The 26,681-nt window shown below is 71.9% G+C and carries 24 protein-coding genes and 3 pseudogenes; 10 read left to right on the top strand and 17 right to left on the bottom strand.

Going from position 1 to position 26,681, the window contains the following annotated elements; all coding sequences use genetic code 11:
• Positions 1-84 precede the first annotated feature (84 nt).
• Positions 85-1,680, top strand: coding sequence for a phytoene desaturase family protein (locus tag OHB44_RS07945; RefSeq protein WP_330440157.1), 1,596 nt, complete (start codon positions 85-87; stop codon positions 1,678-1,680).
• A 148-nt stretch (positions 1,681-1,828) separates the two neighbouring features.
• On the opposite strand, the gene OHB44_RS07940 is transcribed toward OHB44_RS07945, so the two are convergent.
• Complete coding sequence (locus OHB44_RS07940) at positions 1,829-3,409, bottom strand: Rieske 2Fe-2S domain-containing protein (protein ID WP_330440156.1); 1,581 nt, start codon at positions 3,407-3,409, stop codon at positions 1,829-1,831.
• A 198-nt stretch (positions 3,410-3,607) separates the two neighbouring features.
• On the opposite strand from OHB44_RS07940, the gene OHB44_RS07935 reads away from it, so the two are divergent.
• On the top strand, positions 3,608-3,829 hold the full coding sequence (locus OHB44_RS07935) for a DUF2631 domain-containing protein (protein ID WP_091400308.1): 222 nt from the start codon (positions 3,608-3,610) through the stop codon (positions 3,827-3,829).
• A gap of 87 nt (positions 3,830-3,916) precedes the next feature.
• Here OHB44_RS07935 and OHB44_RS07930 read toward each other — a convergent pair whose 3' ends face one another.
• The 3 genes from OHB44_RS07930 to OHB44_RS07920 all read right to left on the bottom strand — a co-directional run bounded on the left by OHB44_RS07930 (position 3,917) and on the right by OHB44_RS07920 (position 7,762).
• Positions 3,917-5,080: a DivIVA domain-containing protein gene (locus tag OHB44_RS07930; RefSeq protein ID WP_238686871.1), complete on the bottom strand. Its 1,164-nt coding sequence runs from the start codon at positions 5,078-5,080 to the stop codon at positions 3,917-3,919.
• 31 nt (positions 5,081-5,111) lie between these two features.
• Complete coding sequence (gene rlmN, locus OHB44_RS07925; protein WP_238686872.1) at positions 5,112-6,269, bottom strand: 23S rRNA (adenine(2503)-C(2))-methyltransferase RlmN; 1,158 nt, start codon at positions 6,267-6,269, stop codon at positions 5,112-5,114.
• Positions 6,270-6,373: 104 nt separating this feature from the next.
• Positions 6,374-7,762, bottom strand: coding sequence for a phosphatidate cytidylyltransferase (locus tag OHB44_RS07920; protein ID WP_238686873.1), 1,389 nt, complete (start codon positions 7,760-7,762; stop codon positions 6,374-6,376).
• A gap of 382 nt (positions 7,763-8,144) precedes the next feature.
• Between OHB44_RS07920 and OHB44_RS07915 the strand changes: the two genes are divergently transcribed.
• A complete protein-coding gene (locus tag OHB44_RS07915) occupies positions 8,145-8,588 on the top strand; it encodes a hypothetical protein (RefSeq protein ID WP_330440154.1) in 444 nt (147 codons plus the stop codon).
• Between the two features lie 52 nt (positions 8,589-8,640).
• Here the strand turns inward: OHB44_RS07915 and frr are convergent, their stop codons facing one another.
• From frr to OHB44_RS07890, 5 genes and pseudogenes are all read right to left on the bottom strand, one after another.
• A complete protein-coding gene (gene frr / locus OHB44_RS07910) occupies positions 8,641-9,198 on the bottom strand; it encodes a ribosome recycling factor (protein ID WP_203149044.1) in 558 nt (185 codons plus the stop codon).
• An 84-nt stretch (positions 9,199-9,282) separates the two neighbouring features.
• Positions 9,283-10,050, bottom strand: a complete 768-nt coding sequence (gene pyrH, locus OHB44_RS07905; RefSeq protein WP_030487501.1) for a UMP kinase — start codon at positions 10,048-10,050, stop codon at positions 9,283-9,285.
• Between the two features lie 161 nt (positions 10,051-10,211).
• Positions 10,212-11,039 carry a translation elongation factor Ts gene (tsf, locus tag OHB44_RS07900; RefSeq protein WP_091400300.1) on the bottom strand — a complete coding sequence of 276 codons (828 nt, stop codon included), beginning with the start codon at positions 11,037-11,039 and terminating at the stop codon, positions 10,212-10,214.
• A 134-nt stretch (positions 11,040-11,173) separates the two neighbouring features.
• Positions 11,174-12,103, bottom strand: coding sequence for a 30S ribosomal protein S2 (gene rpsB / locus OHB44_RS07895; RefSeq protein WP_330440149.1), 930 nt, complete (start codon positions 12,101-12,103; stop codon positions 11,174-11,176).
• A 428-nt stretch (positions 12,104-12,531) separates the two neighbouring features.
• Positions 12,532-13,687, bottom strand: a pseudogene (locus tag OHB44_RS07890) (hypothetical protein).
• A gap of 353 nt (positions 13,688-14,040) precedes the next feature.
• On the opposite strand from OHB44_RS07890, the gene OHB44_RS07885 reads away from it, so the two are divergent.
• The 6 genes and pseudogenes from OHB44_RS07885 (at position 14,041) to OHB44_RS07865 (ending at position 19,879) form a co-directional block, all read left to right on the top strand.
• A complete protein-coding gene (locus tag OHB44_RS07885; protein ID WP_238686877.1) occupies positions 14,041-14,400 on the top strand; it encodes a YraN family protein in 360 nt (119 codons plus the stop codon).
• Positions 14,401-14,430: 30 nt separating this feature from the next.
• Positions 14,431-15,951: a YifB family Mg chelatase-like AAA ATPase gene (locus OHB44_RS07880; RefSeq protein WP_330440146.1), complete on the top strand. Its 1,521-nt coding sequence runs from the start codon at positions 14,431-14,433 to the stop codon at positions 15,949-15,951.
• A complete protein-coding gene (dprA, locus tag OHB44_RS07875) occupies positions 15,948-17,159 on the top strand; it encodes a DNA-processing protein DprA (RefSeq protein ID WP_266303412.1) in 1,212 nt (403 codons plus the stop codon). Before OHB44_RS07880 ends, dprA begins: the two co-directional genes overlap by 4 nt.
• A gap of 365 nt (positions 17,160-17,524) precedes the next feature.
• A pseudogene (locus OHB44_RS33445) lies at positions 17,525-17,986 on the top strand (site-specific integrase); the annotation flags it as partial.
• A 138-nt stretch (positions 17,987-18,124) separates the two neighbouring features.
• Positions 18,125-18,625, top strand: a pseudogene (locus OHB44_RS33440) (tyrosine-type recombinase/integrase); the annotation flags it as partial.
• Between the two features lie 72 nt (positions 18,626-18,697).
• Positions 18,698-19,879 (top strand): aminotransferase class V-fold PLP-dependent enzyme, encoded by a 1,182-nt coding sequence (locus tag OHB44_RS07865; protein ID WP_330440142.1) that lies wholly within the window; start codon positions 18,698-18,700, stop codon positions 19,877-19,879.
• Here OHB44_RS07865 and OHB44_RS07860 read toward each other — a convergent pair.
• Positions 19,800-20,504, bottom strand: coding sequence for a murein hydrolase activator EnvC family protein (locus OHB44_RS07860; protein WP_372488402.1), 705 nt, complete (start codon positions 20,502-20,504; stop codon positions 19,800-19,802). The genes OHB44_RS07865 and OHB44_RS07860 overlap by 80 nt on opposite strands.
• Positions 20,505-20,786: 282 nt before the next feature.
• Here OHB44_RS07860 and OHB44_RS07855 point away from each other — a divergent pair, with 282 nt between their 5' ends.
• Positions 20,787-21,929: a sulfite oxidase gene (locus OHB44_RS07855; RefSeq protein ID WP_330440138.1), complete on the top strand. Its 1,143-nt coding sequence runs from the start codon at positions 20,787-20,789 to the stop codon at positions 21,927-21,929.
• Positions 21,930-21,992: 63 nt separating this feature from the next.
• Here the strand turns inward: OHB44_RS07855 and OHB44_RS07850 are convergent, their stop codons facing one another.
• From OHB44_RS07850 to trmD, 7 genes are all read right to left on the bottom strand, one after another.
• The gene (locus tag OHB44_RS07850; protein ID WP_007075222.1) at positions 21,993-22,316 is read right to left on the bottom strand and encodes a DUF2469 domain-containing protein; all 324 of its coding nucleotides are present in this window, start codon (positions 22,314-22,316) and stop codon (positions 21,993-21,995) included.
• Positions 22,313-23,125: a ribonuclease HII gene (locus tag OHB44_RS07845; RefSeq protein ID WP_238686884.1), complete on the bottom strand. Its 813-nt coding sequence runs from the start codon at positions 23,123-23,125 to the stop codon at positions 22,313-22,315. Before OHB44_RS07845 ends, OHB44_RS07850 begins: the two co-directional genes overlap by 4 nt.
• Positions 23,119-23,652 carry an NUDIX hydrolase gene (locus OHB44_RS07840; RefSeq protein ID WP_266305203.1) on the bottom strand — a complete coding sequence of 178 codons (534 nt, stop codon included), beginning with the start codon at positions 23,650-23,652 and terminating at the stop codon, positions 23,119-23,121. Before OHB44_RS07840 ends, OHB44_RS07845 begins: the two co-directional genes overlap by 7 nt.
• A gap of 53 nt (positions 23,653-23,705) precedes the next feature.
• A complete protein-coding gene (lepB, locus tag OHB44_RS07835; protein WP_238686885.1) occupies positions 23,706-24,341 on the bottom strand; it encodes a signal peptidase I in 636 nt (211 codons plus the stop codon).
• A 10-nt stretch (positions 24,342-24,351) separates the two neighbouring features.
• Positions 24,352-25,221, bottom strand: a complete 870-nt coding sequence (gene lepB, locus OHB44_RS07830; protein ID WP_238686886.1) for a signal peptidase I — start codon at positions 25,219-25,221, stop codon at positions 24,352-24,354.
• A 183-nt stretch (positions 25,222-25,404) separates the two neighbouring features.
• The gene (gene rplS / locus OHB44_RS07825; RefSeq protein WP_030335223.1) at positions 25,405-25,761 is read right to left on the bottom strand and encodes a 50S ribosomal protein L19; all 357 of its coding nucleotides are present in this window, start codon (positions 25,759-25,761) and stop codon (positions 25,405-25,407) included.
• Positions 25,762-25,904: 143 nt separating this feature from the next.
• The gene (trmD, locus tag OHB44_RS07820; RefSeq protein ID WP_330440108.1) at positions 25,905-26,678 is read right to left on the bottom strand and encodes a tRNA (guanosine(37)-N1)-methyltransferase TrmD; all 774 of its coding nucleotides are present in this window, start codon (positions 26,676-26,678) and stop codon (positions 25,905-25,907) included.
• Positions 26,679-26,681 lie beyond the last annotated feature (3 nt).

The following is a 26,681-nucleotide window of genomic DNA, read 5'->3' as shown; positions in this document are numbered from 1 at the left end:
GGGGTGGGGGGCGGGGGTGGGGGGTGGGTGGGTGGGAGTGGAAGGGGTGACCTGGGCTGGTGGGGCGGACTAGGCTGCCGCGGCATGAGCAGTGAGATTCCGGCCCGCGCCGACGTCGTGATCGTCGGTGCCGGGCACAACGGTCTGGTCTCCGCGGTACTGCTGGCCCGCGCCGGCCTGGACGTCCTCGTGCTGGAGGCCGCCGACGTCATCGGCGGCGCGACCCGCACCGAGAACCCGTTCCCGAAGGTGCCGGGGCTGCGCCACTCCACCGGGTCGTACCTGCTCGGACTGATGCCCCCGGAACTGCTCGCCACGCTCGACGTCCGGATCCCGGTGCTGCGCCGCGACCCGCACTACTTCCTCCCCACCCCGGGCGGCCTCGGCTCGCCGTACCTGCTCTTCGGCAGTGACACCGCCGCCACCCGGGCGCAGCTCGCCGAGTTCTTCTCCCCCGCCGACGTGGCCGCCGACGACGCCATGCAGGCCGAGCTGGCCGCGCTGCGGGACGACCTCGCCCCGGCCTGGTTGGCCGAGCCGCTCAGCGTCCAGGAGACCGCCGAGCGGCAAGTCCGCCCGGCGCTGCGCCAGGTCTTCGTCGACCTCGTGCAGGGCTCGGTCGCCGACTACCTGGCCCGGTTCGAGTTCCGCTCCGAGCTGCTGGTCAGCATGTACGCGGTCACCGACGGCCTGTCCGGGCTCAACGCCGGCCCGGACGATCCCGGCACCGGCCACAACTTCCTGGTGCACAACATGTGCCGACTGCCCGGCTCCGGCGGCACCTGGATGATCGCCGAGGGTGGGATGGGAACCGTCTCCCGGACCTTCGCCGAGGCCGCCCGCGCTGCCGGAGCGACAATCCTGACCGGTACGCCGGTGCACGCGGTGACAGTGGACGGCGGCGCGGCGAGCGGAGTGGTGCTCGCTGACGGTCGGGAGGTGGCCGCGCGAGTGGTGCTCGGCGCTTGTGACCCGTACCGGTTGATGGACCTGTTGCCCGACGGCGCGCTCCCGGCGCGGCTCGGCGAACGGATGGCGGCGGTCCGCCGGCCCGGCACCACCCTCAAGCTCAACCTGGCGCTCACCGGGCTGCCGCGGTTCTCCTGCCTGCCGGACGGCACGCCGAGCCCGTTCGGCTCGACCATCCACCTGCTGCCCGGGTCGGCGTCGCTGGTCGGCGGAGCGGAGACCTCGCCGATGACCGCGCTGCGCGCCATGTGGGCAGACGTGCAGGCCGGGCTGCTGCCGGCGGAGCCCACCGTCGAGTGGTACCTGCACACCACAGTCGACCCGTCGCTCTCCGACGCCGCCGGGCACCACTCGTCGGCGCTCTTCGTCCAGTCCGTCCCCTACGAGTTGGCCGGCACCACCTGGGACGCGGAGCTGCCCGGGTACGTCGACCGGCTGCTCGGGATCGTCGAGCGGTACGCGCCCGGCACCACCGACCTGATCGCCGACGCGGTGCCGCTGCCGCCGCCTGGCATCGAGGAGCACTTCGGCATCACCGGCGGGCACATCCACCACGTCGACAACACCGTCTCGTTCACCGACCGGATGCCCTACGCCACCGGCGTCGACGGTGTGTACGCCGGCAGCGCCGGCTGCCACCCGGCCGGCAGCGTCATCGGCGCGGCCGGTCACAACGCCGCCCGCCGCATCCTCACCGACCTGTCGGCCTAACCCCTAACCCCTAACCCCGGCCCGGCCCGGCCCCGGCCCGGCCCGGCCCCGGCCCGGCCCCGGCCCCGGCCCGGCCCCCGTTGATCATGAAGTTATTGCCCGCCGTGGCGGCGTGTCGTGACAATAACTTCATGATCAACCGGGCGGGTCAGATCACAGCCTCGCCGGCGGGGGCGGGGGTTTCCGCGTCTACTCGGTGGGCTCGCACCTTGTGGCCGACGCTCGTTAGGCAGCGGCCGCTGGGCAGGTCGAAGCGCCAGCCGTGCAACTGGCAGGTGAGCTGGTCACCGTCGACGATGCCGAAGCGGGTCAGGTCCGCCTTCAGATGCGGGCACCGCCGCTGCACCACCCAGTCGCCCAACGTGATGTCCTCGGCGTCGGTGCTGCGCTCGTGCTCGTCGTACCAGCCCTCGGCGTACTGGAGCCGCTCCTCGGAGAGGCACTTGAAGAACGCGTAGACGAACTCGTTGTACTGGCCGATCCGGGCCGCCGAGAACCGGCAGGACAGGAAGAGCGAGTTGACCCAGTCCACCTCGTCGATGAAGAGCAAGTGCTCGATCAGCGACCGTTCGGTCCGGAACCGGTAGCGCACCTTCTCGTCCGCGTACGGCCGGACCTCCTTGCCGGGGAAGTCCACAACGATCGACTCGACGCTCTCGCCGTCATACCCCACCAGGTCGAAACGGACCGGGCCGCCAACCCCCTTGGCCAGGTAGATCGACTCGTCGAGCAGCGGCTCGATCCGACGCTTCATCTCGCCGAGCACGTTTACCTCGGGGTGCCGCCAGGACGCCTTCTCCGCCTCGATGATCGGGCGCTTGCGCTCCCGCATCTCCTCCAGGTGCGCGACCTTGTTCGCGAAGAACTCCTGCACCGGCACCGGGTGGGTGGTGCTCGCGCCCTCGGTGGTGACCTCGGCGACGCTGCCCGGCAGCAGCACGATCCCGTTGGTGCCGCCGACCTTGGCGTACTCCGACATGAAGACGGACTGGTCGGGGAAGATGTTGCCCTCGTCGCCGTGGATGTCGTTGAACTGCCACAGGGCGTCGTCGAGGAAGCACGGCGGGCCGGCGATCGGGAAGACGTGCGACGCCTTCAGGTCGTCGATGTACCGCCAGGTCCGGTCGAACTGCCGGTCACGCTTCTGCTTGCCGAACGCGGTCTTCGCCGCCTGCGGCAGTTCGTAGACCATCGGGTACCAGATCGCACCGGAGAACTGGAGCAGATGCGCGTGCACGTGCCCCAGCTCGGCGAAGACACTCAGGTCGGTGGGGCGGGCGTCGTTCTGGTTGAGCAGCCGCACACCCTCGTACTCGACCCAGAGCGAGGAGTCGCCGATCGGCCCGTCGGTCGGGCTGGTCAACGCCTGAATCATGATCTGCAGGCCGCCGGGCAGCTCCACCACCTGCTCGTTGGGCGCCTTCAGGAACTTGGTGAAGCCCAGCGCCCGGAACTCGTCCTCCATCTCCGAGGTGGGGAACTCGGGGAGCAGGACGGTGGCGTCCTTGGAGACGAAGTCGCGCAGGTGATTCGCGTCGAAGTGGTCCCGGTGCAGGTGGGAGACGTACAGGTAGTCGACCTGACCCAGGCTCTCCCAGTCCAGCAGAGAATTGTCCGGGAACGGGAACCACGACGCGAAGTAGGCCGGATTCACCCACGGGTCGCACAGGATGCTGCCCGCGGCCGTGTCGATCCGCATGCTGGCGTGCCCGGTTCCGGTCACTCGCACCGCACAGTCCCCCTCAAACAGACAATCAGGTGTACGCCAAACGCTACCGGAGCGGGTCTGACCGCCGCCCCGCGACGCCGGTAGTGCCGTCCAGCCCAGGTGGGGCAGGGCCGATGGCCAGGAAACCCCCACCCCACCGCACCGGGTACGAGGCGTGCCAGACTAACCAAAGATCCGATCGCGAGGGAAGGACCGACAGTGGCAGGAAGCGAGCCGGTAACGTCGCCAGACCAGCACAAGCCCGGGCACCGCAAGGCCGGGCAGATCGGCGCCGTGCTGTCCGCACTGGCGCTGCTGGCGATGATCTGCGGCAACCACGAGGGCAGGGTCGAGGACATCTGGCTGATCGGCCTGGCCGCGCTGTTGCTGATCATCGTGATCGGCGACGTCGTGTTGCGGCGCAGCGGTCTGCGCTCCTGACCCGACCCACCGCCGGACGACCGGCCGACGTACGCCGAGGGCCCGCCCCCACCCGGGGGACGGGCCCTCGTCCGTATCGCCTCGGGGTCAGCGCCCGAAGAGGATGTCCTGCACGTCCTTGAGCGCGGCGTCGACCTCGGCCTCGAAGTAGCCACCCGGCACCAGGCCGAACCGGAGCGTGTCCAGGTCCTTCGGGTCGACCGGCATCGGGTTGCGGCGCTGCATGCCACCGAGCAGGGTGTCGAAGAACCGGTCCACCTGGTCGGGGTCGTACCCGCTGCCGAACCGGCGCACCTGGAAGCTACGGCGGATCTGGTCGACCCGGTACAGGTCGCTGCCGGGCGGACCGGCCATCGGCGGACCGCCCATCGGCGGGCCACCCATCGGCGGGCCGGCCACCGCCGGCGGACCGGCCATCGGCGGGCCACCCATGCCCTGCTGCGGCAGCGGAGGCGGACCGGCAGGACCACGGCGCATGTCGCGCAGATCCCGCTCCGGCATCCGGATCTCGGCCGTCATGTCGGCGCGACCGTGCCGCCCGGCCTCGAAGCCGTCGAAGCGCGGCTCCTCCGGCGGCGGCGGATAACCGCCGGGCGCGCGTTGGTCGTCGGGGCCGTACCCACCGCGTTGGTCATCCTGGCCGTAGCCAGCGGGTGAGCGCTGGTCGTCCGGGGGGCCGTACCCGCTGGGACCGGCGGGCAGGCCGCGCTGCGGCATGCCGTGGCCACCCATCGGGCCGGGGCCCATCGGGCCACCGGGACCCATCGGCGGGCCGGCCGGGCCACGTGGCGCGTCGTAACCACCGCCGCGGGGGGCGTCGTACCCACCGGCGAAGGCACCGGTCGGCTCGTCGTAGCGGCCGTAGGGCGGGCCGGCCTGCGCGGGCATCGGCCGGGGCGGCATCGGCTGCGGGACCATGCCCCGGTCGTCACGCATCGGCGGACCCATCCGGTCCGGTGGGCCCATCCGGTCACCCATCCGGGGGTCGCCACCGCGCCCCGCGCTGTTGCGCTCCTCCAGCTCGGCCAGCTGCCGCTCGACCCGGTCCAGGTGCAGGTCGACCTGCCACTCGTCGTAGCCGTTGAAGCGGACCCGGAAGACGACGTCATGAACCTCCTGGGAGGCCACCGGGGCACCGACCTGCCGGCCGTCGAGCGTCGCCTCGACCCGGTCGAGGAAGGCATCCACCTCGTCGACCTTGTATCCCCGGCGGAGCGCCTTGCGCCGGAAACGCTGACCCTGACTCGCCACTATGTCTCCTGGTCTCGTTCGCCACGCCCGGTCACGCCGGTGCCTCTCCGGCGCGGTCGGTGTTGGTGTCGTTGTCTTCGGCGGCGGCAAGCTGGCCACACGCGCCGTCGATCTCGCGACCTCGGGTGTCCCGAACTGTGGTGGACACCCCGGCGTCGCGCAACCGCCGGACGAACTCCCGCTCGACCGGCTTCGGGCTCGCGTCCCAGCGGCTGCCCGGCGTCGGATTGAGCGGAATGAGGTTCACGTGGGCCAATTTGCCGGCCAACAGCCGCCCGAGCAGGTCGGCTCGCCACGGCTGGTCGTTCACGTCCTTGATCATCGCGTACTCGATCGACACGCGGCGGCCCGTCCGGGCGGCGTAGTCCCACGCTGCGTCCAGCACCTCGGCTACCTTCCAGCGCTGGTTTACCGGCACGAGTTCGTCGCGCAGATCATCATCGGGCGCGTGCAACGACAACGCAAGGGTCACTGAGAGGTCTTCGCTGGCCAGTCGGTGGATGGCCGGAACCAGGCCGACCGTGGAAACGGTGATGTGCCGCTGGGACAGGCCGAGCCCCTCCGGAGCCGGGCTGACCAGCCGACGGATCGCCGCGATCACCCGGTTGTAGTTGGCCAGCGGCTCGCCCATGCCCATGAAGACGACGCGCGACAGCCTCGGCGGGGAACCCGCCACCACGCCGGAGGCCGCCACCCCGGCCATGTACACCGCCTGGTCGACGATCTCCGCCGTCGACAGGTTGCGGGTCAGCCCGGCCTGGCCGGTCGCGCAGAACGGACAGGCCATGCCGCAACCCGCCTGGCTGGAGATGCAGACGGTCACCCGGTCCGGGTAACCCATCAGCACGCTCTCCACCATCGCACCGTCGTGCAACCGCCAGAGCGCCTTGCGGGTCGCGCCGTCGTCGCAGGCCAGCTCGCGCACCGGATTGAGCAACGTCGGCAGCAACTGGTCTGCCAGCCGCTCCCGGGTCGCCGCTGGCAGATCGGTCATCGCCTGCGGGTCGCGGACCAACCGCCCGAAGTAGTGGTTGGAGACCTGCTTGGCACGGAAGGCCGGCTCACCCAGCCCGGTGACCAGTGCCTGGCGGCCGGCCAGGTCCAGGTCAGCGAGGTGCTGAGGGGGCATGGAGGCCCGGCGCGCGGCGGGGGCGACCGAGATGGCGGGGATCAAGGGCAGGCTCGTCATGGCTGGTCCAGTGTGTCACGCCGTCGGCGGCGGCTGCCGGTCCGGAGGTGTCGAACGGGCCGCGACCGCCGGAGCCGGATGACCAGGTCGCCGTGATTCATACCTCAGCCCACCACCGGCACGAAGATCGCCAACAGCAGGTAGGCCGTCGGCACCGCGAACAGGATCGAGTCCAGTCGGTCCATCAGACCGCCGTGGCCGGGCAGCAGGTTGCTCATGTCCTTCACGCCGAGATCCCGCTTGATCATCGACTCGGCCAGGTCGCCGAGGACCGCCGCGCACGAGACGGCCACCCCGAACAGCGCGCCCCACCAGGGGGCAACCTCGAACATCAGCCACAGCAGCAACGCTCCACCCAGGGCCGCCGCGGTGACCGAGCCGGCGAAGCCCTCCCAGGACTTCTTCGGGCTGATCGACGGGGCCATCGGGTGACGGCCGAAGGAGACCCCGGCCGCGTAGCCACCGGTGTCGGAGAGGACCACCCCGATCAGCGTGGCCAGGATGCGCAGGTGGCCATCGCCGGGGGCCGCCGCCAGCAACGCCGCGAAACCGGCGAGGAACGGCACGTAGACGGCGATCAGGGTGGCCGCGGTGAGATCCCGCTGGAAGCCGGCCGGCCCGTCACCCAACCGCCAGATCATGGTGCCCAGCACGGTGACCAACAGTCCCAGGCTGAGCGCGTCCGGGCCGGCGTACCAGGCCAGACCCACCGTCAACACGCCGCCGGCGATCAGTGGCACCAGTGGCGGGTGCGCGCCGCTGCGCCGTACCGCGCGGGCCATCTCCCACATACCGATGGCGACCGCGGCGGCGATCACCGGCAGAAAGGCCAACGGATAGACCAGCAGCGGCACCACGATCAGCGCGCCGAGGCCGAGCCCGACCCCGATCGCCGCGGGAAGGTTACGCCCGGCCCGCCCGGTGCCCACCTGCTGGGTGGCCGGTCGGTCGAGGCTGGCCCGACGTCGCCCCTTCGACCGTCGACCCGTCGTCGGAGCCTCGTCCGGCACCACGTCGGCCCGGACAGGCGCGAGCTGCTCGGTCGGGTACCCCGGGTCGTCGAAGCGGGCGGGAGGGCCGTCGAGACGGCTCGGCTCGTCGAAGCGCCCGCGGTCCGGGCCGTCGTACCGGGGCGGCCCCTCCCCCGTGGGAGGTCGGTCCGGGTAACGGTCACCGCGACCCCGGTCGTCGTACCGGTCGGGCTGGTTGCGGTCGTCGACGTGCCGGTCCCGGTCGTCGAAACGATCGTGCCGGTCCCGGTCGTCGAAGCGGTCGTCCGGGCGGGCCGGGCGGCCACGCTCGTCGTACGGGTCCGCGGGATGCGGATCGGCGTACGGCCGGGCGTGCGGGTCGGCGTACAGCTCAGGGCCGGCGGCCGGACGGCGGCTCCACTGGCCTGCCTCCAGCTCCTGGTCCGGCCAGGGCAGCGCCACCGGGCGCTCCGGCCTGTCCCAGCCGCGAGGCTCGCTGCCGTAGGGGTCGGGGTGGGACATCACGCACCGCGAAGCGGCACGAGAACCACCACATGACGCAAGACCACAAGCATCCCCTACACGTGCGATGTTCCTCGGATTGACCGCCCCGACGGTCGGTCGATCCCCGGTGTTCACCACCCGGTGGCCGGGAATCCTGCCGAGCCTACTGCACACGCCGGATCGGCACGGCGGACGAGGCACGCCCACGGACGCCACCCGGCGCCGCCGGCCCTGCGGCCAGCGACACACACCCATCCGGTACGGCAGACCACAGGCAATCCGCAGCCGTCGATCCGACTCGTCCGGTGCGCGATCGAGTACTGAGCGAACCCGCCCGGCGTGGTCCGCTGGTGCCGCGCCGGCGCCAGCCCGCGCTCCGCAACGGGGGAAGGGCACTCACATGTACACGTTCGGTCTCGCGGTGTTGACGGTGGCCGCCATGGTCCTGGGAGCAGGGTCACCGGCCGCCGCCACCACGGCACGGACCAGGATCACCATCGACCGCCACACCAGCGAGCTGTACCCGTTCGAGCCGCCCGTCGGCGAGCCGGGAGTGACGTACCCGGCAGCAGGGGTCACCGCCACCGCCCGCAACTGCCCGGCCGGCGTGGTCCTCATGTCGGCCTCGCTGGTGCAGGACGGCCTGCCGACCCTCTGGGCGACCGGGGGGCACGGCGCCGGCGAGATCCTCTGTGACGGCGGCACCGTCGAACTCGGGATGGGGTTCGCCCGGATCGCTCCCGCGCTGCACCCCGGCCGGGCCACCGCCCACTTCTCGCTGCGCGACTGGGACACCGGCGAGCAGTTCGCCGAGAGCACCAGGACCGTCTGGATCCCCTGCTGACCTATGGAACGAGGCTCGTTCCCGACGTCGGGAACGAGCCTCGCAGCATGGGTCACACCTCGAGCAGTTCGGTTTCCTTGTGCTTCACCAGGTCGTCGACGCTGGCAACGTACCGCTGGGTCAGGTCGTCGAGTTCCTTCTCGGCGCGGCGACCGTCGTCCTCGCCGGCCTCGCCGTCCTTGACGATCCGGTCCAGCTCTTCCTTGCCACGGCGGCGGACGTTGCGGATCGCCACCTTGGCCTCCTCGCCCTTGTGCCGAGCCACCTTGATCATGTCGCGGCGCCGTTCCTCGGTCATCTGCGGGAGCAGGATGCGCAGCTGGTTGCCCTCGTTGTTCGGGTTCACCCCGAGGTCCGAGTCGCGGATCGCCTTCTCCATGGCGTTGATCTGCGAGTTGTCGTACGGCTTGATGATGGCCATCCGCGGCTCGGGGACCGCGATGGACGCCATCTGCGTCAGCGGCGTGGGCGTGCCGTAGTAGTCGATGATGACCTTGGAGAACATGGCGGCGTTGGCGCGACCGGTACGGATGGCGCCGAACTCCTCCTTGGCGTGCTCGACCGCACGCTCCATCTTCTCCTCGGCCTCGAGGAGGGTGTCGTCGATCACCGGTCTCCTCGCCTCCTTCTGTGCTCGTGGTGGGCTCTGCTGAAAGTCGTCAGACCCGCTGTCGTCGTCGCCGGTCGGCGGGACTCAGGCGGTGATCAGGGTGCCGATCTTGTCGCCACCCACCGCGCGGATGATGGTGTCGTCACCCTGCGCGCCAAAGACCAGCATCGGCAGGCCGTTCTCCATGCAGAGGCTGAACGCCGCCGCGTCGGCCACCCGCAGGTTGCGGCGCAGCGCCTCGGAGAAGGTGATCGAGTCGAGCTTGCTGGCGGTGGGGTCGATCCGCGGGTCGGCGGTGTAGACGCCGTCCACGCCGTTCTTGCTCATCAGCACCACGTCGGCCCGGATCTCCAGCGCCCGCTGGGCGGCCACCGTGTCCGTGGAGAAGTACGGCATTCCGGCGCCCGCGCCGAAGATGACCACGCGGCCCTTCTCCAGGTGCCGGATGGCCCGCAGCGGGATGTACGGCTCGGCGACCTGGGCCATCGTGATGGCGCTCTGCACCCTGGTCTCGATGCCCTCCTTCTCCAGGAAGTCCTGGAGCGCGAGGCAGTTCATCACCGTGCCGAGCATGCCCATGTAGTCGGCGCGGGCCCGGTCCATCCCACGCTTCTGCAGCTCCGCGCCGCGGAAGAAGTTGCCTCCGCCGACCACCACGGAGACCTGCACGCCGCGGCGGACCACTGTGGCGATCTGCCGGGCGATGGCCTGGACGACGTCCGGGTCGACGCCGATCGCGCCGCCACCGAAGACCTCACCGGAGAGCTTCAGCACCACCCGGCGGGCACGCCCCGGCGGCGGTGCCGTCGGATCATCCAGCTCCAGCGTCCGGTCACTCACAACCTGCGTCATCCGCCCCGCCCTTCCCCACGCGCACGCCCCGTGCGGCGCGTACCGCGAACCTGCCGCTGCCGACCCTATGTGACGAGGAGGCCGCGGTGCCTGTCACGTACACCGGCGGCCTCCTCGTTGATGTCTCCTGCCCACGGGCGCCAGCGGCGCCCGGTGGCGGCTCAGGCCTGGCCGACCTCGAACCGCACGAAGCGGGTGACCTCGATGCCGGCCTCGGCCAGCAGCTGCTTCACCGACTTCTTGTTGTCAGAGACGGACGACTGCTCGATCAGGACGAAGTCCTTGAAGAAGGAGTTGACCCGACCCTCGATGATCTTCGGCAGAGCCGCCTCGGGCTTGTTCTCCTCGCGGGCGGTCTGCTCGGCGATGCGCCGCTCGGACTCGACGACCTCAGCCGGAACCTCGTCCCGGGTGAGGTACTTCGGCCGCATCGCGGCGATCTGCATGGCAACACCCCGGGCGTCGGCGTCGCCGGCCTCGTCGGTCTTGCCGGTGTACGACACCAGCACGCCAACGGCCGGCGGCAGGTCCTGGGCCTTGCGGTGCAGGTAGACGGCGGTGGTGCCCTCGACCCGAGCGAACCGGTTGAGCACCAGCTTCTCGCCGATCTTGGCGGACTGCTCCTGGATCAGGTCCGCGATGACCTTGCCGTCGAGCTCGCTGGCGAGCAGCTCCTCGGCGGAGTTCACGCCGGCGCGCTCACCGTGCTCGACCAGCTGCTGGCCCAGCGCGATGAACGACTCGGTCTTGGCGACGAAGTCGGTCTCGCAGTTGAGCTCGAGCAGCGCCTTGCCGGAGTGGGCGACCAGGCCGTTCGCGGCCGTACGGCCGGCCCGCTTGCCGACGTCCTTGGCGCCCTTGACGCGCAGGATCTCGACGGCCTTGTCGAAGTCGCCCTCGGCCTCGGTCAGCGCCTTCTTGCTGTCCATCATGCCGGCGCCGGTGAGGTCGCGGAGCTTCTTGACGTCCGCGGCGGTGATTTGGGACATGGCTCTCTCTTCGGTGTTGAGACGGCGTGTGGATGGTCAGAGGTGCCGGTTACCCGGATCCGGGCGGATCGTGCCCGGCGTACCGTCGCTGCCCGCCGTTCGCGAAAACGGACGGCGGGGCAGCGACGGTGCGATCACTCCGCGGTGGCGGCCGCCGGCTGCTCGGTGGCGGCCTGCGCCGGCTGCTCCGGGGTGGCGGGCTGCTCGGCGGCGGCAGCGGCGGGCTGCTCGGCCGGCGCGGCCGCGGCGGCCGGAGCGGCCGGAGCGGCCGACTCGTCGGCCTTCTTCGGCTCGAGCAGCTCGCGCTCCCACTCGGTCAGCGGCTCGTCGCTCGCGACGCCCTCGGGCTTCTCGTCGTTGCCCCGGCGACGGCCGGAACGCGCGATCAGACCATCCGCGACGGCGGCGGCGACGACCTTGGTCAGCAGCTCCGCCGAGCGGATCGCGTCGTCGTTACCCGGGATCGGGAAGTCGACCTCGTCCGGGTCACAGTTGGTGTCCAGCACCGCGATCACCGGGATGCCCAGCTTGCGGGCCTCGTCGACGGCGATGTGCTCCTTCTTGGTGTCGACGATCCAGACCGCGGCGGGAAGCTTCTGCATGTCCCGCAGGCCACCGAGGGTGCGGGTCAGCTTGATCTTCTCGCGGGAGAGCTGCAGGGTCTCCTTCTTGGTGTACCCGGCGGCAGTGCCGCTGAGGTCACCCAGGCCCTCCAGCTCCTTCATCCGCTGGAGCCGCTTGTAAACGGTCTGGAAGTTGGTCAGCATGCCACCGAGCCAGCGGTGGTTGACGTACGGCTGGCCGACCCGGGTCGCCTGGTCGGCAATCGCCTCCTGGGCCTGCTTCTTGGTGCCGACGAACAGGATGCTGCCACCCTCGGCGACGGTCCCACGCACGAACTCGTACGCCTTCTCGATGTACTCGAGGGTCTGGCGCAGGTCGATGATGTAGATGCCGTTGCGCTCGGTCATGATGAAGCGCTTCATCTTCGGGTTCCAGCGCCGGGTCTGGTGCCCGAAGTGGACACCGCTCTCCAGCAGCTGACGCATGGTCACGACGGCCATGGTTGGGGTACTCCTCAAGGTCCCTGGTTGTCACGCCCGGCCGGTGGCCGGGCGTCCTGGCGCCTGGTCGCCGACCCATGGTGGACCCGATCAAGATCGGGACCAGGGAGGCCGTCGCTCCACGACGATTCGTGAAGAGGGCGCGCGAGGTCGACCGCCGAGGCGGTCGCCAGTTGGCCAGTGTACGCCCTTCGCCCGTTCAGCCGCCCCGGGGTGCGCGCGGCGTGCTGCTCCGCGCTCCGCCGCTCGCCTTGCCCGGCCGCGCGCCCGCGCGCCCGCTTGATCGCGCGCGGTGCCGGGAAGATCGCGCTGGTTCGTGGAAATAGTGGCCTCCGCGTCGCTGGAGGCCACTATTTCCTGGTTGTTGTCCGAACCATCAGCGCGCGACAGGCTGGTGGCGGGTCAGACGGGCCGCGGGCCGGGCCGGGTCAGCCGGCAGCGAGCGCGGCGGCCACGAAGAGCACCAGGCCGACGGTCAGGTAGGCCGTCGGTGGGCGCAACCAGCCCCGACCGTTGTCGGCGAGCGCCAGACCTCCGGTTCGTAGCCCGTACAGCCCGGTCGCGAAGATCGGCAGACCGGCGACCAGGGCGATACCCGCCACCACGTTCCCGGCGTCCACCGGGTCGCCGGTCACGCCCGCCAGCAGCACCCGCAACGCGGGAACCTCGAAGACCAACACCAGCAGGGCGAAGAGTACGGCCAGCACCGGTCGACGGGTCCGATAGACGCCGTCGGCGGCCGGCGGATACACCGGCGGCTCACCTGCGGGCAGGTCGGGTCGCGGGCCGATCCCGGGCATCGGACCGGTCGGCATCTCCAGCGGGTGCGGAGTGTCGCCGCCACCCCGGGTCGGCTCGATGATCGGGTACCCACCGAGCGGAGCGGGACGAGCCTGGTCGGCGAGCACGCCGGCCGGCGCTGTCGACGTGCTGTCGCGGGACGTCTCCGGCGCCGCGCTGGTCACCGGAGATCCCGCCGTGGCCGTCTCGCGGGCGGCGCGGCGTCCGGGCAGCTCACCGGAGGTCTCCGACGGGTCCCGGTCCGCCCGACGCGATCGGGTGGCCCGGTAACCGTCCGCCTCCGGCCGCGCGCCGCCCAACGGGTCGACAGCGCCGAAACGGCCCGAATCAGCCTCGCTCGCCCCGAACCGACCGGTCTGATCGTCCAGGGCGCCGAAGCGACCCGAGTCCGACTCCGGCGTACCGAAGCGGCTCGTGTCCACCGCGCTCAGGCGACCCGAGTCCGACTCGGGCGTACCAAAGCGACCCCCGTCCACCGCGCTCAGGCGACCCGAGTCCGACTCGGGCGTACCGAAGCGGCCCGCGTCCACCGCGCCGAAGCGTCCCGAGTCCGGCTCGCGGCGGCGGCCGACTCCGGTGTCCTCGACGGAGCGGCCGTCTTCCGCACCACGCTGCTCGGGGATCTCGCCGTCCCGGTACCGCGGTTCGCCCGCGCCGCGCCACTCCGAATCGCCGTAACCGCGACCCCGCTCGTCGGGGTACCAGCGCGACTCCTGATCTTCCGGAAAACTCCGTCGTCCGTCCACGTCAGGCACCGTATGCGACCGGCCACGCCCGCGCCATTTCAGCCCGGCGGACGCCGTCAATCGACCAAGCCAGCGCGGTCGCACGATTCAGTACCGGTTGCACGGCCACAGACCTGGCACCTGTTCGTGAGCGCCATTGCGTGGGCCATCTTGCGCGATCTTGCACTTACTGTGCCGGCATAGGGGGCATACCACTCATTTCAACTACCGAAACTGCAAGATCGGCGCAGGGGGTGTCCTTGGGCCCCTGGGCGATTGCTGCGCGGGTTCGGTGGGAGGCCGTAGCACAGGGCGGGCGTGATCATCCGGTTGTCCACAGCACCCCCGTTGTCCACAGGTGGGCCGTTGCCGGGTCGCGGCGATCACCCTCCGGCGGGCACCGTGCCGGCCATGACGAAGCGGAACCAGGCGGTTGGCGCGTACGGCGAGCAATGTGCGGCCCGGCACCTGACCGAGGCGGGGCTGCGCCCGATCGCCCGAAACTGGCGTTGCCCGGCCGGGGAGATCGACATCATCGCGTGGGACGGGCCCGTGCTCGCCTTCTGCGAGGTGAAGACCCGACGGGGTGAGAGCTTCGGCACCCCGGCCGAGGCGGTCGTGCCGGCCAAGGCCCGCCGGCTGCGAGGGCTCGCCGCGCGGTGGCTGACCGAGACCGGTACGACCGCCGAGGAGGTCCGTTTCGACGTGCTGTCGGTGCGGCTGCCCCACGCCGGTCCAGCGCAGGTCGACCACCTCAAGGGCGCGTTCTGACATGCGTATCGGGAAGATCGGTGACGCGCCGTGAGCTACGCGAAGGTGCTCTGCGTGGGGCTGGTCGGGGTGACCGGCCACCTCGTCGAGGTGGAGGCCGACCTGGCCGCCGGCCTGCCGGCGGTGGTGATCTCCGGTCTGCCGGACACCGCCCTGCACGAGGCCCGTGACCGGGTCCGCGCGGCCGTTGTCAACTCCGGCCAGCGCTGGCCCAACCGGCGGATCACCCTCAACCTGCTGCCCGCCACGCTGCCGAAGTTCGGGTCGGCCTTCGATCTGGCCATCGCCGCAGCGCTGCTGGGCGGCTCGGGTGAGCTGCCGTTGCTCCCGCTGGAGGGGGTGGTGGTCCTCGGCGAGTTGGGGCTCGACGGGACGGTCCGGCCGGTGCGCGGCGTACTCCCGATGGTCGCCGCCGCGGCCCAGGCCGGCATCGTGCGGGTGATCGTCCCGGTCGGCAACGCCGCCGAGGCCGCCGTCATCCCCGGGGTACGGGTGCGAGCGGTGGACACTCTGCACCGGCTCGTCGCGTTCGTTCGGGACGGAACGCCGCTGATCGAACCACCGGCGGACATCCCGGAGCCGCCGGCCGGTGGGCCGGATCTCGCCGACGTCGCCGGGCAGCAGTTGGGTCGGCGCGCCCTGGAGGTCGCCGCGGCCGGCGGGCACCACGTGGCACTGCTCGGCCCACCGGGCGCCGGCAAGACGATGCTCGCCGAACGGCTGCCGTCGATCCTGCCGGAGCTGGACGACGACGCGGCGCTGGAGGTCACCGCGCTGCACTCGGTCGCCGGGCTGCTGCCGCCGGGTGGTCGGCTGCTGCGTCGCCCACCGTTCCAGGCGCCGCACCACACCGCGACAGTGCCGTCGCTGGTCGGGGGCGGCTCGGGGCTGGCCCGACCCGGCGCGGTGTCGCTCGCGCATCGCGGGGTGCTCTTTCTGGATGAGGCTCCCGAATTCAGCAAGGGTGCGCTGGAGGCGCTGCGCCAGCCGCTGGAGCACGGCCGCATCCAGCTGAGCCGCAGCGGGGGCGGCACCGTGTACCCGGCCCGCACCCAGTTGGTGTTGGCGGCCAACCCGTGTCCGTGCGCGAAGCCGGCCGGCGACGCGCACTGCGAGTGCTCGCCGCTGGTTCGCCGCCGCTACCTGGGCAGGCTCTCCGGGCCGCTGCTCGACCGAATCGACGTCCAGGTGCGGCTGATGCCGGTGCGGGCGGCCGAGCTGATGGCGACCGACGGCGATGTCGAGCCCTCGGCGACGGTCGCCGCCCGGGTGGCGGCGGCCCGGCAGGCGGCGGCCAGCCGCTGGGCCGGCCTCGGCCGACGGCTCAACGCCGAGGTGGAAGGGCCGCACCTGCGCCGACCGCCGTGGCGGCTGCCGGCCCGGGTCACCGTGGAGCTGCGGGGCCGGCTCGACTCCGGCTCGCTGTCGGCGCGCGGCTTCGACCGGGTGATCCGGATGGCCTGGACCATCGCCGATCTGGACGGTCGCGACCGACCTGACCAGGACGACGTCCGGGAGGCACTTCAACTACGGACGGGGGAGGCGGCGTGAGCGCCGAGGAGGAACGAAGGCTGGCCCGGGTCGCCCTGACCTGGTTGGCGGAGCCGGGCACGCGCGCGGTGCATCACCTGGTCGAACGGCACGGCCCGGTGGCGACCCTGGATCTGCTGCTCGACGGCGGCAGCCCGAGCGGTTGGCTGCACACCACTGTCGCCGCACGCTCGGCGGCCGGCGACGTGCGAGCGGTGGCCGCGGAAGCCCTGGAACGGGGGGACCGCCTGGGTGCCCGGCTGGTCACGCCGGACGACGAGGAGTGGCCGGCCCAGGTCGCCAGCCTGGCCGCGATGCGGCTACCGGACGTCAGCCGCCGGGTGGACGGTGAGACCGCCCCGCCGCTCTGCTTCTGGGTACGCGGGAGCTGGCCGCTCGGTGAGGCTCTGGATCGCTCGGTGGCCGTGGTGGGGGCGCGGGCGGCGACCGGTTACGGGCAGCACGTCGCGACCGAGCTGGGGTACGGCCTGGCCGAGCGGGACTGGACGGTCGTGTCCGGTGGCGCGTTCGGCATCGACGCCGCCGCCCACCGGGGCGCACTCACCGCGGGCGGTCTGACCGTCGCGGTGCTCGCCTGCGGGCTGGACCGTCCGTACCCGATGGGCAACGCCGCCCTCTTCGACCGGATCGCCGAGACGGGGCTGTTGGTCAGCGAGTGGCCGCCCGGTGCCGAGCCGCTGCGGCCCCGGTTCCTGATCCGCAACCGGGTGATCGCCGCAGGCACCCGGGGCACCGTCGTGGTGGAGGCGTCGGCGCGCAGTGGCGCGACGCAGACCGCGCGGCGAGCCATTCACGCCAATCGGGTGGCCATGGTGGTGCCGGGCCCGGTGACCTCGGCGATGTCCGTCGGTGCCCACGAGTTCCTGCGCGAGTTCCCCGACAAGGCCCGGCTGGTCACCGGGGTGGCGCACGTGCTGGAGGAGGTGGGTCGGATCGGCGCGGACCTGGCCCCGCCAGCGCGTGGACCGCAGCGGGCCACCGACGCGCTGGACGACGACACGCGGTCGCTGCTGGAGGCTCTGCCCCGCCGAGGCGCGATGGGCGTGGACCGGCTCTCCGCCCGCGCGGGCGTCGACCTACGGACCGCGTTGCGCAAGCTGTCTCTGCTGGAGGAGCTGTCCATGGTGGTCCGTCGCGATGACGGCTACGCCCTCGCCCCACCCGCCAAACCCGAGCGAGCGGCGGCGTCCGGTCGAGCTGTTACCTGAGCGGATGCGTGACCGCCACCCCGGCCGGGGTGGCCGTCCGGATGCCCGTACCTCTCACGGCCGGGATCCGGCCGGCCGCTCGCGGTCGGGGTCCCAGCCAGCCGGTACTGCCGGTACCGTGCCCGGTCATGGGTGCAATCAAGCCGTGGCACATCAGCGTGCTCTGCTGTCTCGTCGTGACCGCCGTGCTCGTTGTCGGCTTGCTCGTCTTCCTGAGCAAGAGGAACAACCGCCGATAGTCGGGGGTGGACACCGGCGCCGTCGTGTCCCGTGGCGGCGGCGGGCCGGCCGTAGGCTGGTGCCGTGTCAGCCGTCAGTGAGGGTGCCGGGGCCGAGGAACCGGCCGGCACGTCGGCGCGGCCACGATGAGCCGGGCGGACCGGGGCACCCGGGCGGACCGGGGCACCCGGGCCATGCACCAGGCACTGCCGCCAGCGTTGCGCGACGCTGTCGACGACTTCGCCGAGCACCTGTCCCGGGTCCGTAACCGGTCGGCGCACACCGTCCGCGCGTACGTCACCGATCTGGTCTCGCTGTTCGACCACGCCGTCCGGATGGGCTGCGTCGACCTCGCCGAGCTGGACCTGTCGGTGCTGCGCAGTTGGCTGGCGCGGCAGCGCACCACGGGTGCCGCTCGCACGTCGTTGGCCCGGCGGGCCGCGTCGGCGCGGGCATTCAGCGCCTGGGCACACCGGGCCGGGCTGCTCCCCGCCGACGTGGGCGCCGCACTGGCCAGCCCTCGCGCGCACCGGGAACTGCCCAGCGTGCTGCGCGCCGACCAGGCCGCCGCTCTGGTCGAGGCACCGTCCCGGCAGGCACCGCCCCCGGACCAGACGCGCACGGACCCAGAACTCCCGGACCAGGCGCGCGCCGACCCAGAACTCCCGGACCAGGCGCGCGCCGACGCAGAGCGGACGGACGCGGCGGCCGGGCCGGCGTCGGGTGCAGCGGAAGCGGCCGAGGCGGTGCCGCTACGGGACCGGGTGCTGCTGGAGTTGCTCTACGCCACCGGCGTACGGGTCAGCGAGGCGTGCGGGTTGGACGTCGGCGACGTCGATCATGGCCGGCGGGTGATCCGGGTGTTCGGCAAGGGCGGGCGGGAGCGCTCGGTCCCGTACGGGGTGCCCGCCCAGCGGGCGTTGGACGACTGGCTGCGCCGGGGCCGCCCGGCGATGGTGGGTGCCCGCTCCGGCAACGCGCTGCTGCTGGGTGCCCGAGGCGGTCGGCTCAACCCGACGACCGCGCGTCAGATCGTCGGTGCGTACGCAGAGACCACCGGACTGCCCCGGACCAGCCCGCACGATCTACGCCACTCCGCGGCCACCCACCTCCTGGAGGGTGGCGCGGACCTGCGTGCGGTGCAGGAGCTGCTCGGCCACTCGTCGCTGGCGAGCACGCAGATCTACACCCACGTCTCGGTCGAACGGCTGCGTGCCGCGTACCGGCAGGCGCACCCGCGCGCCTGATCAAGGGCCGTTAGGCGCCCGCGCCTGATCAAGGGTCGGAGGGCGCGCGAGCGTGGCGGTTACGATCATCAAGTGAGCGTCCCGAATCCTCCTGAGCCGATCCCGGGCGCCCGTCTGCTCTTCTCCCTGGACCCGGCGGTCAGCCACCTCAACCATGGCTCGTTCGGCGCGGTGCCGATCGGCGTGCAGCGCGCCCAGCAGCGGCTGCGCGACGAGATGGAGGCGAACCCGCTGCGTTTCTTCACGCAGGGGCTGGTCGACCGGATCGCGCACACCCGCCGGCACCTGGCCGGGTTCCTGGGCGCCGACCCGGATGGCAGTGCCCTGGTGGGCAACACCACCACCGGCGTCGCCGTGGTGCTCCAGTCGGTGGGCCTCAAGGCCGGCGACGAGGTGCTGAGCACCGACCACGGGTACGGGGCGGTGAGCCTTGCCATCCAGCGCGAGTGCCGTCGCACCGGCGCGGTCAGCCGGGTCCTGCCGATCCCCCTGGCCGCCACCGACGAGCAGATCGTGCAGAGCATCCGCGCCGGACTGCGCCCCGGGCGGACCCGGCTGCTCGTCGTCGACCAGCTCACCTCGGCCACCGCCAAGCTCTTTCCGACCGCCGCCATCGTCGCGGTGGCCCGCGAACACGGCGTGCCGGTCCTGGTGGACGCCGCGCACGCCCCGGGCATGCTGCCCACCACTGTTGCCAGCATCGGCGCGGACTTCTGGGTGGGCAACCTGCACAAGTGGGCCTACGCCCCGCGCGGGACGGCCCTGCTGGCTGTGGCACCGCAGTGGCGGGACCGGATCGAGCCACTGGTGGTGTCCTGGGAGCAGGAGTCAGGTTTCCCGGCCCGGCTCGAGTGGCAGGCGACGCTCGACTACACGCCCTGGTTGGCCGCCCCGGCGGGCCTGTTCACCATGCGCGGTCTCGGCGTCGACCGGGTGCGGGCGCACAACGCGGCGCTCGCCGCGTACGGCCAGCGGGTGGTGGGGGACGCCCTGGGGGTGACCCCCGCCGAGCTGCCCGACCCCGGTGGGCCGGGGGTGGCGCTGCGCCTCATCCCGCTGCCGGCCGGCACGGGCACCACTATCGACGCGGCGCGGGCGTTGCAGGCGCGGATCGGTGAGCGGCTCGCCGCCGAGGTGGCGGTGATGAGTTGGAGTGGTCGGGGGTGGCTGCGACTCACCGGCCAGGTCTACAACGCCGCCGACGAGTACGAACGGCTGGGCGCACGGCTGCCGGCACTGCTCGCCCAGCGCTGACCTGACGGCCGGAAGCGGACACCGGGACCGGACCGGCCGGGAGCAGACGCACCGGGCCGAGGCCGAGCAGGGCCAGCGGGTCGAGATACTCCTCGCCCCGGCGCAGGCCCCAGTGCAGGCACGCCTCGGCCGGGCACCCCGGATGCCCGCGCAGCAACTCGCCCAGCGGAGCGCCGGCGGTGACCGGCTGGCCGGGGCGTACAGCGGGTTGGACCGGTTCGTGGGTGGTTCGTAGCCCGTCAGCGTGCCCGACGGTGACCACCGGTCGACCGGCCACCAGGCCGGCGAAGAGCACTGTGCCCGGCCCGGCGCTGCGGACCACCGCTCCGGCGGGGGCGGCCAGGTCGACGCCGCGATGGCCGGGCAGCCACGGTCGCGGCGGCCTGTCGAACCGGCGCACCGGACGGGGTGGCCCGTCCACCGGCCAGCGGAACCGCCCGGCGGGCACCGGGTCGACTGCCAGCACGGCCAGGCCAGCGACCGGCACGCTCGGGGCCGCGACCGGCTCCGCCAGGGCCGCGGCCGGCACGGTCGGGGTCGGTGGTTGGCCGGGCACCGCCGCTATCAGCACCGCCAGCCCGCAGAGCTGGACGGTCAGTGCGAGCGGGAGCGCGGCGCAGAGCAGCAGCGTGCAGCGGATCGAACGGACGGATGGCTCTCGCATGACGCCAGCCTGCTGCCGAGGCGGGGTCGTCCGCCGGCCCTGCCGACGGGGCTGTGGACAACCGGAGGTGCTGTGGACGACCACCCGATGCCCTCGATGATCTGCTATGCCGGGAACGGCGGGACGCTGTCCACGGCCGTCGCGCGAACGCCGCCGCACCTCCGGTGCCGTTTTCGGGCCGCCACCGAGGGCCTAGGCTGGGCCGCGTACGGCGGACGCCGCCGTCTGTGCCGGGGAGGCCGCATGACCACTCTCGATAACCGGACGCCGTCCTCCACCGGGCCCACCGTGGCCGACGTCAGCGGCCCGTCCCGGCTCGCGGAGCCGGACGAGACGATCAGCGCCGAGGAGTTGCAGCTCGCGGCCCGCAACCACGGCATCCCGTTGGAGGCGCTGCGCTACGACGTCACACCGGCCGGGTTGCACTACCTGCTGATCCACTACGACATCCCGGAACTCGACCCGGCGACGCACACGCTGACCATCGGCGGCGCTGTGGACCGTCCGTTGACGCTCACCCTCGCCGACCTGCGCGAGCTGCCCCGCGTCACCCGGCAGGTGACACTCGAGTGCGCCGGCAACGGGCGGGCCCTTCTGCACCCCCGGCCGGTCAGCCAGCCGTGGCTTGTCGAGGCGGTCGGCAACGCGGAGTGGACCGGCACTCCCCTCGCTCCGCTGCTGCGCGAGGCGGGCGTCGACCCGGACGCGGTGGACGTGGTCTTCACCGGCGCCGATCACGGCGTGGAGCGCGGAATCGAGCAGGACTACCAGCGGGCGCTTCCGGTCGCCGACGCGCTGCGCGAGGAGGTGCTGCTGGCGTACGAGATGAACGGCGCTCCCCTGCTGCCGCAGCACGGCGCGCCGCTGCGGCTGATCGTGCCGGGCTGGTACGGCATGGCGCACGTGAAGTGGGTCCACTCGATCGAGCTGCGGACCGAGCCGTTCGAGGGGTACCAGAACGCGGTGGCCTACCGGGTACGCCGCGACGCCGACGACCCGGGCGTGCCGGTGACCCGGATCGAGCCGCGGGCGCTGGTCCGCCCGCCCGGCTTCCCCGACTTCATGTCCCGCCGTCGAGTGCTGCGACAGGGCCCGTGCACGCTGGATGGTCGGGCCTGGTCGGGGCACGCTCCGGTGGTCGCCGTGGAGGTGACCACCGACGGGGGCCAGAGCTGGACGCCGGCCGAACTGGACCCGACGGACGCGGGGGACTTCGCCTGGCGGCGCTGGCGGCACGAGTGGGTCGCCACCCCCGGCCGGTACGTGCTCGGCGCGCGGGCTACCGACGCGTCCGGGCGAACCCAGTCGGTCGAGCAACAATGGAATCGTGGCGGCTTCGCCAACAACATGGTGCAGCGGGTCGAGGTCGTGGTGCCGGCCGAGTGATCGGCGGCGGGTGTCACGCCACGGGTGGGGGGCCCGTGGCACTGCCCGGCGGCTCGGGTGCGCTCAGCCGCCGAAGCCGGAGTCGGCGGGCAGTGAGATGTCGGGCTTCTCCAGCTCCTCGACGTTGACGTCCTTGAAGGTCATCACCCGGACGTTCTTCACGAAGCGGGCGGGACGGTACATGTCCCACACCCAGGCGTCGTGCATCTCGACCTCGAAGTAGACCTCGCCGTCGGAGTTACGCACGTGCAGGTCGACCTGGTTGGCCAGGTAGAACCGACGCTCCGTCTCCACCACGTAGGAGAATTGGCGGACAATGTCGCGGTACTCCCGGTAGAGCTGCAGCTCCATCTCGGTCTCGTACTTCTCGAGATCTTCCGCGCTCATCGCACTCCGCCTTCCATGGCCACATCTTCCCCCACCGGCGTCGGAGGCCGAGGCTGCTCGCCCAACGCCACGCCGACGGTACCCCCTGACGCCCACGAGCGCTCCATCGGCTCATCCAGGCCGTGACCGCCGGGCCGTCGGGCGCGCGGCGGCCGGCCGTCGCGACCGGAGACCGCGGCGACATTGACGTACGAGAACCGGTGCTCCCGGCACGGCCCGTGCTCCCGCAGCGCCGCCGAATGCTCCGGGGTGATGTAGCCCTTGTGCTCGGCGAAGCCGTACGCCGGGAACACCCCGTCCAACTCCACCATGAGCCGGTCCCGGGTGACCTTGGCCAGCACACTGGCAGCCGCCACACACGCGGCCACCCGGTCGCCCTTCCACACCGCCAACCCGGGCACACCCAGGCCGTCCACGCCGAACCCGTCGGTCAGCACGTACTCCGGGCGGGTGGTGAGCGAGGCGAGCGCCCGGCGCATCGCGGCCAGGTTGCACACGTGCAGACCCCGGGCGTCGACCTCCTCGGCCGGGATGACCACCACGGCGTACGCGAGCGCCCTGTCCACGACCTCCGCGTACACCCGTTCCCGGCTGGCCGGGGTGAGCAGCTTCGAGTCGGCCAGCCCCTCGATCTCGCCGCGCCGCCCCTCGGGCAGCACCGCAGCGGCGGCGACCAGCGGACCGGCGCACGCCCCGCGGCCCGCCTCGTCGGCGCCGGCGACGTGCCGGAAGCCACGGCGCTGCAACGCCCGCTCCAGGGCGTACAGGCCCGCCTCGCGGCGCACCACTGTGCGCGGCGGGGTCAGCACGACGCCTCGCCCCGGCCGGCGGTGCTCGACTGCCCCAGTCGGGTCAGCAGGGCGGGCAGTTCGGGCGGGTAGAACCGGTCGCCGCTGGCCGCCAGCTCAGCCGGAACCCACCAGCGGTGGTCGGCGATGCTGCGTCGCTCGATGTCGTTGAAGCCCGTGGTGTCCACCCGCCAGGAATCCACCCGGAAGAGGAAGAAATCCTGCTCCTGGCGGTACCAGATGCCGTCGAAGGAGAACTCGGTCGCGTCGGACCAGACCGGCTCGCCCAACTGGGCCGGGTCGAGCCGCAGGCCGGTCTCCTCGGCCAACTCCCGGGCCGCGCCCGCCGCCGGGGACTCCGACGGATCGAGCCCGCCGCCGGGAGTGAACCAGTAGCGGTGCCCGGGTCGGGCCGGATCGAAGCCCTCGAACAGCAGGACCCGGCCGGCCGCGTCGACGAGCAGCACGCGAGCCGCGCGTCGAGGGGTGTAGGCACGGTCGCCACTGCTCGCGGCTGCGGGGCTCGCAGGCTCACTCCTCGCGCTCACGGTCACCGCACCAGCCTGCCAGACCGACGACGGATCGCCCACGCCCCGTCGGCCTACGGCTTGGGAATGCCGTCGAACCCGTCGGGCACCGTCAGCCAGGTGGCCCGGTTGACCGGCCAGAAGACGGTGAACGCCCGCCCGACCACGTCGTCCTCGGGGATGGTGGCCTCGGTGATGTTCTGCCCGGACTGCTGCCAGTGCTCCAGCGAGTCGCCGGAGGCCGACCGGTGGTCGCCCATCACCCACAGCCGGCCCTCCGGCACGGTGATGTCGAACTCCTGGTCGGCGGCCTTGTCGCGAATCCCGTCCATGGAGAAGATGTACGGCTCGTCCAGCGACTTGCCGTTGATCATCAGCCGTTCCTCGGGGTCGCAGCAGACCACGTGGTCGCCGGGAATGCCGATCACCCGCTTGATGAAGTCCTCACCGTCGGGGTTGCCGCTCCACGCGGTCGGAGCCTTGAACACGATCACCTCGCCGCGGTGCGGTGACCGGAAGTCGTAGACAAGCTTGTTGACCAGCACCCGGTCATCGATCTTGAGAGTGTTTTCCATGGACGGGGATGGGATGAAGAAGGTCTGCAGCACGAAGGCGCGGACCAGCACCGCGACCAGGATCGCCACACCCAGCAGGATCGGCAGCTCCTTCCAGAAGGAGCTGCGCGGCTTGTCGGTCTGCTCGTCAATCACGCCAAGGAGCCTACGTTGCCCGGCTGGACGCCACCGTCCGGAACGCGCGGGAACCCCGTAGCGCGGCTGCCAACGGAAGCATCAGCAGCACACCGCCCTGCGGGGTCGGTCGCGCCGGAGGCGCAGCGGGGGACGCCGTGGCCGGCCCGGAGACGTCCTCGAACGTCGACGGCACCGACAGCGCGCTCCACCGCGACGACGGCCAGACCACCATGAAGGCCCGCCCGACCACGTTGTCGATCGGCACCGGCCCCTGGCAACGCGCGTCCTGGGAGACCTCGCGGTGGTCACCCATCACGAAGATCTGACCGGGTGGCACGACGATCTCGTCGAAGCGCCGGGAGCGACACTCCGCCGGGTTGGGTGGCAGGTCCAGGGGTGAGTCCCGCAGGACGTACGACTCGTTGAGCGGGATGCCGTTGACTGTCACCCGGCCCTGGCTGTCGCAGCACTTGACCCGGTCACCGGGGAGACCGATCACCCGCTTGATGAAGTCCTTCTCACCGGGGCGGCTCACCCCGACCAGGTCGCCGACGGTACGGGCGAGCCGGCCGCCGACGCCGGGCTTCGGCTGCTCGTCGACCTGCGGCGCCCAGCGGTCGGTGCCCCGGAAGACCACCACCTCGCCGCGCAGCGGGTCACGAACGTCGTAGACGACCTTGTTGACCAGCACCCGGTCACCGACGAGGAGGGTGTCCTCCATCGAGCCGGACGGAATGAAGAACGCCTGGAGCAGGAAGGTGCGGATCAGCACCGCGAGGCAGAACGCGACCACCAGCAGCAGCGGCAACTCCTGCCAGAGAGGCATCTGCCGGCGGGTGCGGCGAGCCCGTCGGCGCCACGGATCGACGGTGCCGTCCTCGTCAAGCGTCTGCACCACGCCACTCCCCGGTCCGCAGAAAACACCACCGCCCGGGAGCCTCGTCGAGGCTCCACGGGCGGTAGTGGACAACTACCCGCCACCTAGGCGGGACCGCCGCCTCGCTGCGCCCGTATCGACCAGGGTAATGCGCTCTGGTCGGTACGGCATACGCGCAGCTCGGGCGGCGTGGCGAGCGGGAAGTCAGCTGGGCTGCTTCTCCCGCTTCTCCTTGATCTTGGCCTTCTTGCCGCGCAGCTCGCGCAGGTAGTAGAGCTTGGCGCGACGCACGTCACCGCGGGTCACGACCTCGATCCGGTCGATGCCCGGGCCGTTGAGCGGGTAGGTCCGCTCGACGCCGACACCGAAGCTGACCTTGCGGACCGAGAAGGTCTCGCGCAGACCGTCACCCTGGCGGCGGATCACGACGCCCTGGAAGATCTGGACACGGGACCGGTTGCCCTCGACGACGCGGGCGTGCACCTTTACGGTGTCACCGGCCCGGAAGTCGGGAAGGTCGGTCCGCTTCGACTGGGCGTCAAGGGCGTCCAGGATGTTCATCGCTGCGTCCTCGTAAGGCTCACGGCGCACCGTCACTCGGTGCGCGGGTGGGTGATTCTGATTCCCGGGTGGTGATCGGCGGACCGACCCCGGTCGGGGATCCTCGCAGCCGACCGCGGGCGCGGACGGATGCGGCAACCCCCCTACTTTGCCACATCCCCCGGCGGAGGTTGAAATCCGGCCTGGTCCAGGGCCGCGATGTCCCGTTTGTCGAGCCGATCGGCCGGCAACGCGGCCAGCAGGTCCGGCCGGCGGGCGGCCGTGCGCAGCAGACCCTCCTCACGCCGCCAGCGGGCGATCTTGCCGTGGTCACCGGAGCGGAGCACCTCCGGCACGTCGTGCCCACGCCAACTCGGCGGCTTGGTGTAGATCGGCGCCTCCAGCAGCCCGTGCGCGTGCGACTCCTCGTCCAACGAGCCCGCGTTGCCCAGCACCCCCGGCAGCAGCCGGGTGACCGCCTCCAACATCACCAGGACCGCGACCTCACCGCCGAAGAGCACGTAGTCACCGATCGAGACCTCGGTGACCGGCATCCGGGTGGCGGCGTGCGCCAGGACCCGCTGGTCGATCCCCTCGTAGCGGCCGCAGGCGAAGAGCAGATGCGACTCGGCCGCCAACTCGTACGCCATGGCCTGGGTGAAGGGGGCACCGGCCGGCGACGGCACCAGCAGCCTTGGCGGTGGGGCGTCGATCGGCGCGAGGGCGTCCAGTGCCTCACCCCACGGCTCGGGGCGCATGACCATTCCCGGCCCGCCACCGTAGGGGGTGTCGTCGACGGTGCGGTGCACGTCGTGGGTCCAGGTCCGCAGGTCGTGCACGGCGAGTTGGAGTACGCCGTTGGCCCGCGCCCGCCCGATCAGCGACAGGTCCAGCGGGGCGAAGTACTCCGGAAAGATCGACACGACGTCGACGCGCATGCG

It is taken from the genome of Micromonospora sp. NBC_00821, assembly GCF_036347035.1.
GTDB classification, from domain to species: Bacteria; Actinomycetota; Actinomycetes; order Mycobacteriales; family Micromonosporaceae; genus Micromonospora; species Micromonospora hortensis.
The sequence above is the reverse complement of the archived record's forward strand: the minus strand, read 5'-3'. Positions and strand labels throughout refer to the sequence as shown.

Coding starts and splice junctions, on each gene's coding strand:
- rpsB (WP_330440149.1), bottom strand. CDS start 12,103: ATGGCCGTCGTGACCATGCGTCAGCTGCTGGAGAGCGGTGTCCACTTC.
- pyrH (WP_030487501.1), bottom strand. CDS start 10,050: ATGACGCAGGTTGTGAGTGACCGGACGCTGGAGCTGGATGATCCGACG.
- rplS (WP_030335223.1), bottom strand. CDS start 25,761: ATGAACATCCTGGACGCCCTTGACGCCCAGTCGAAGCGGACCGACCTT.
- OHB44_RS07945 (WP_330440157.1), top strand. CDS start 85: ATGAGCAGTGAGATTCCGGCCCGCGCCGACGTCGTGATCGTCGGTGCC.
- OHB44_RS07850 (WP_007075222.1), bottom strand. CDS start 22,316: ATGAGCGCGGAAGATCTCGAGAAGTACGAGACCGAGATGGAGCTGCAG.
- OHB44_RS07885 (WP_238686877.1), top strand. CDS start 14,041: ATGACGAAGCGGAACCAGGCGGTTGGCGCGTACGGCGAGCAATGTGCG.
- OHB44_RS07855 (WP_330440138.1), top strand. CDS start 20,787: ATGACCACTCTCGATAACCGGACGCCGTCCTCCACCGGGCCCACCGTG.
- OHB44_RS07920 (WP_238686873.1), bottom strand. CDS start 7,762: ATGTCCCACCCCGACCCCTACGGCAGCGAGCCTCGCGGCTGGGACAGG.
- tsf (WP_091400300.1), bottom strand. CDS start 11,039: ATGTCCCAAATCACCGCCGCGGACGTCAAGAAGCTCCGCGACCTCACC.
- OHB44_RS07915 (WP_330440154.1), top strand. CDS start 8,145: ATGTACACGTTCGGTCTCGCGGTGTTGACGGTGGCCGCCATGGTCCTG.
- trmD (WP_330440108.1), bottom strand. CDS start 26,678: ATGCGCGTCGACGTCGTGTCGATCTTTCCGGAGTACTTCGCCCCGCTG.
- rlmN (WP_238686872.1), bottom strand. CDS start 6,269: ATGACGAGCCTGCCCTTGATCCCCGCCATCTCGGTCGCCCCCGCCGCG.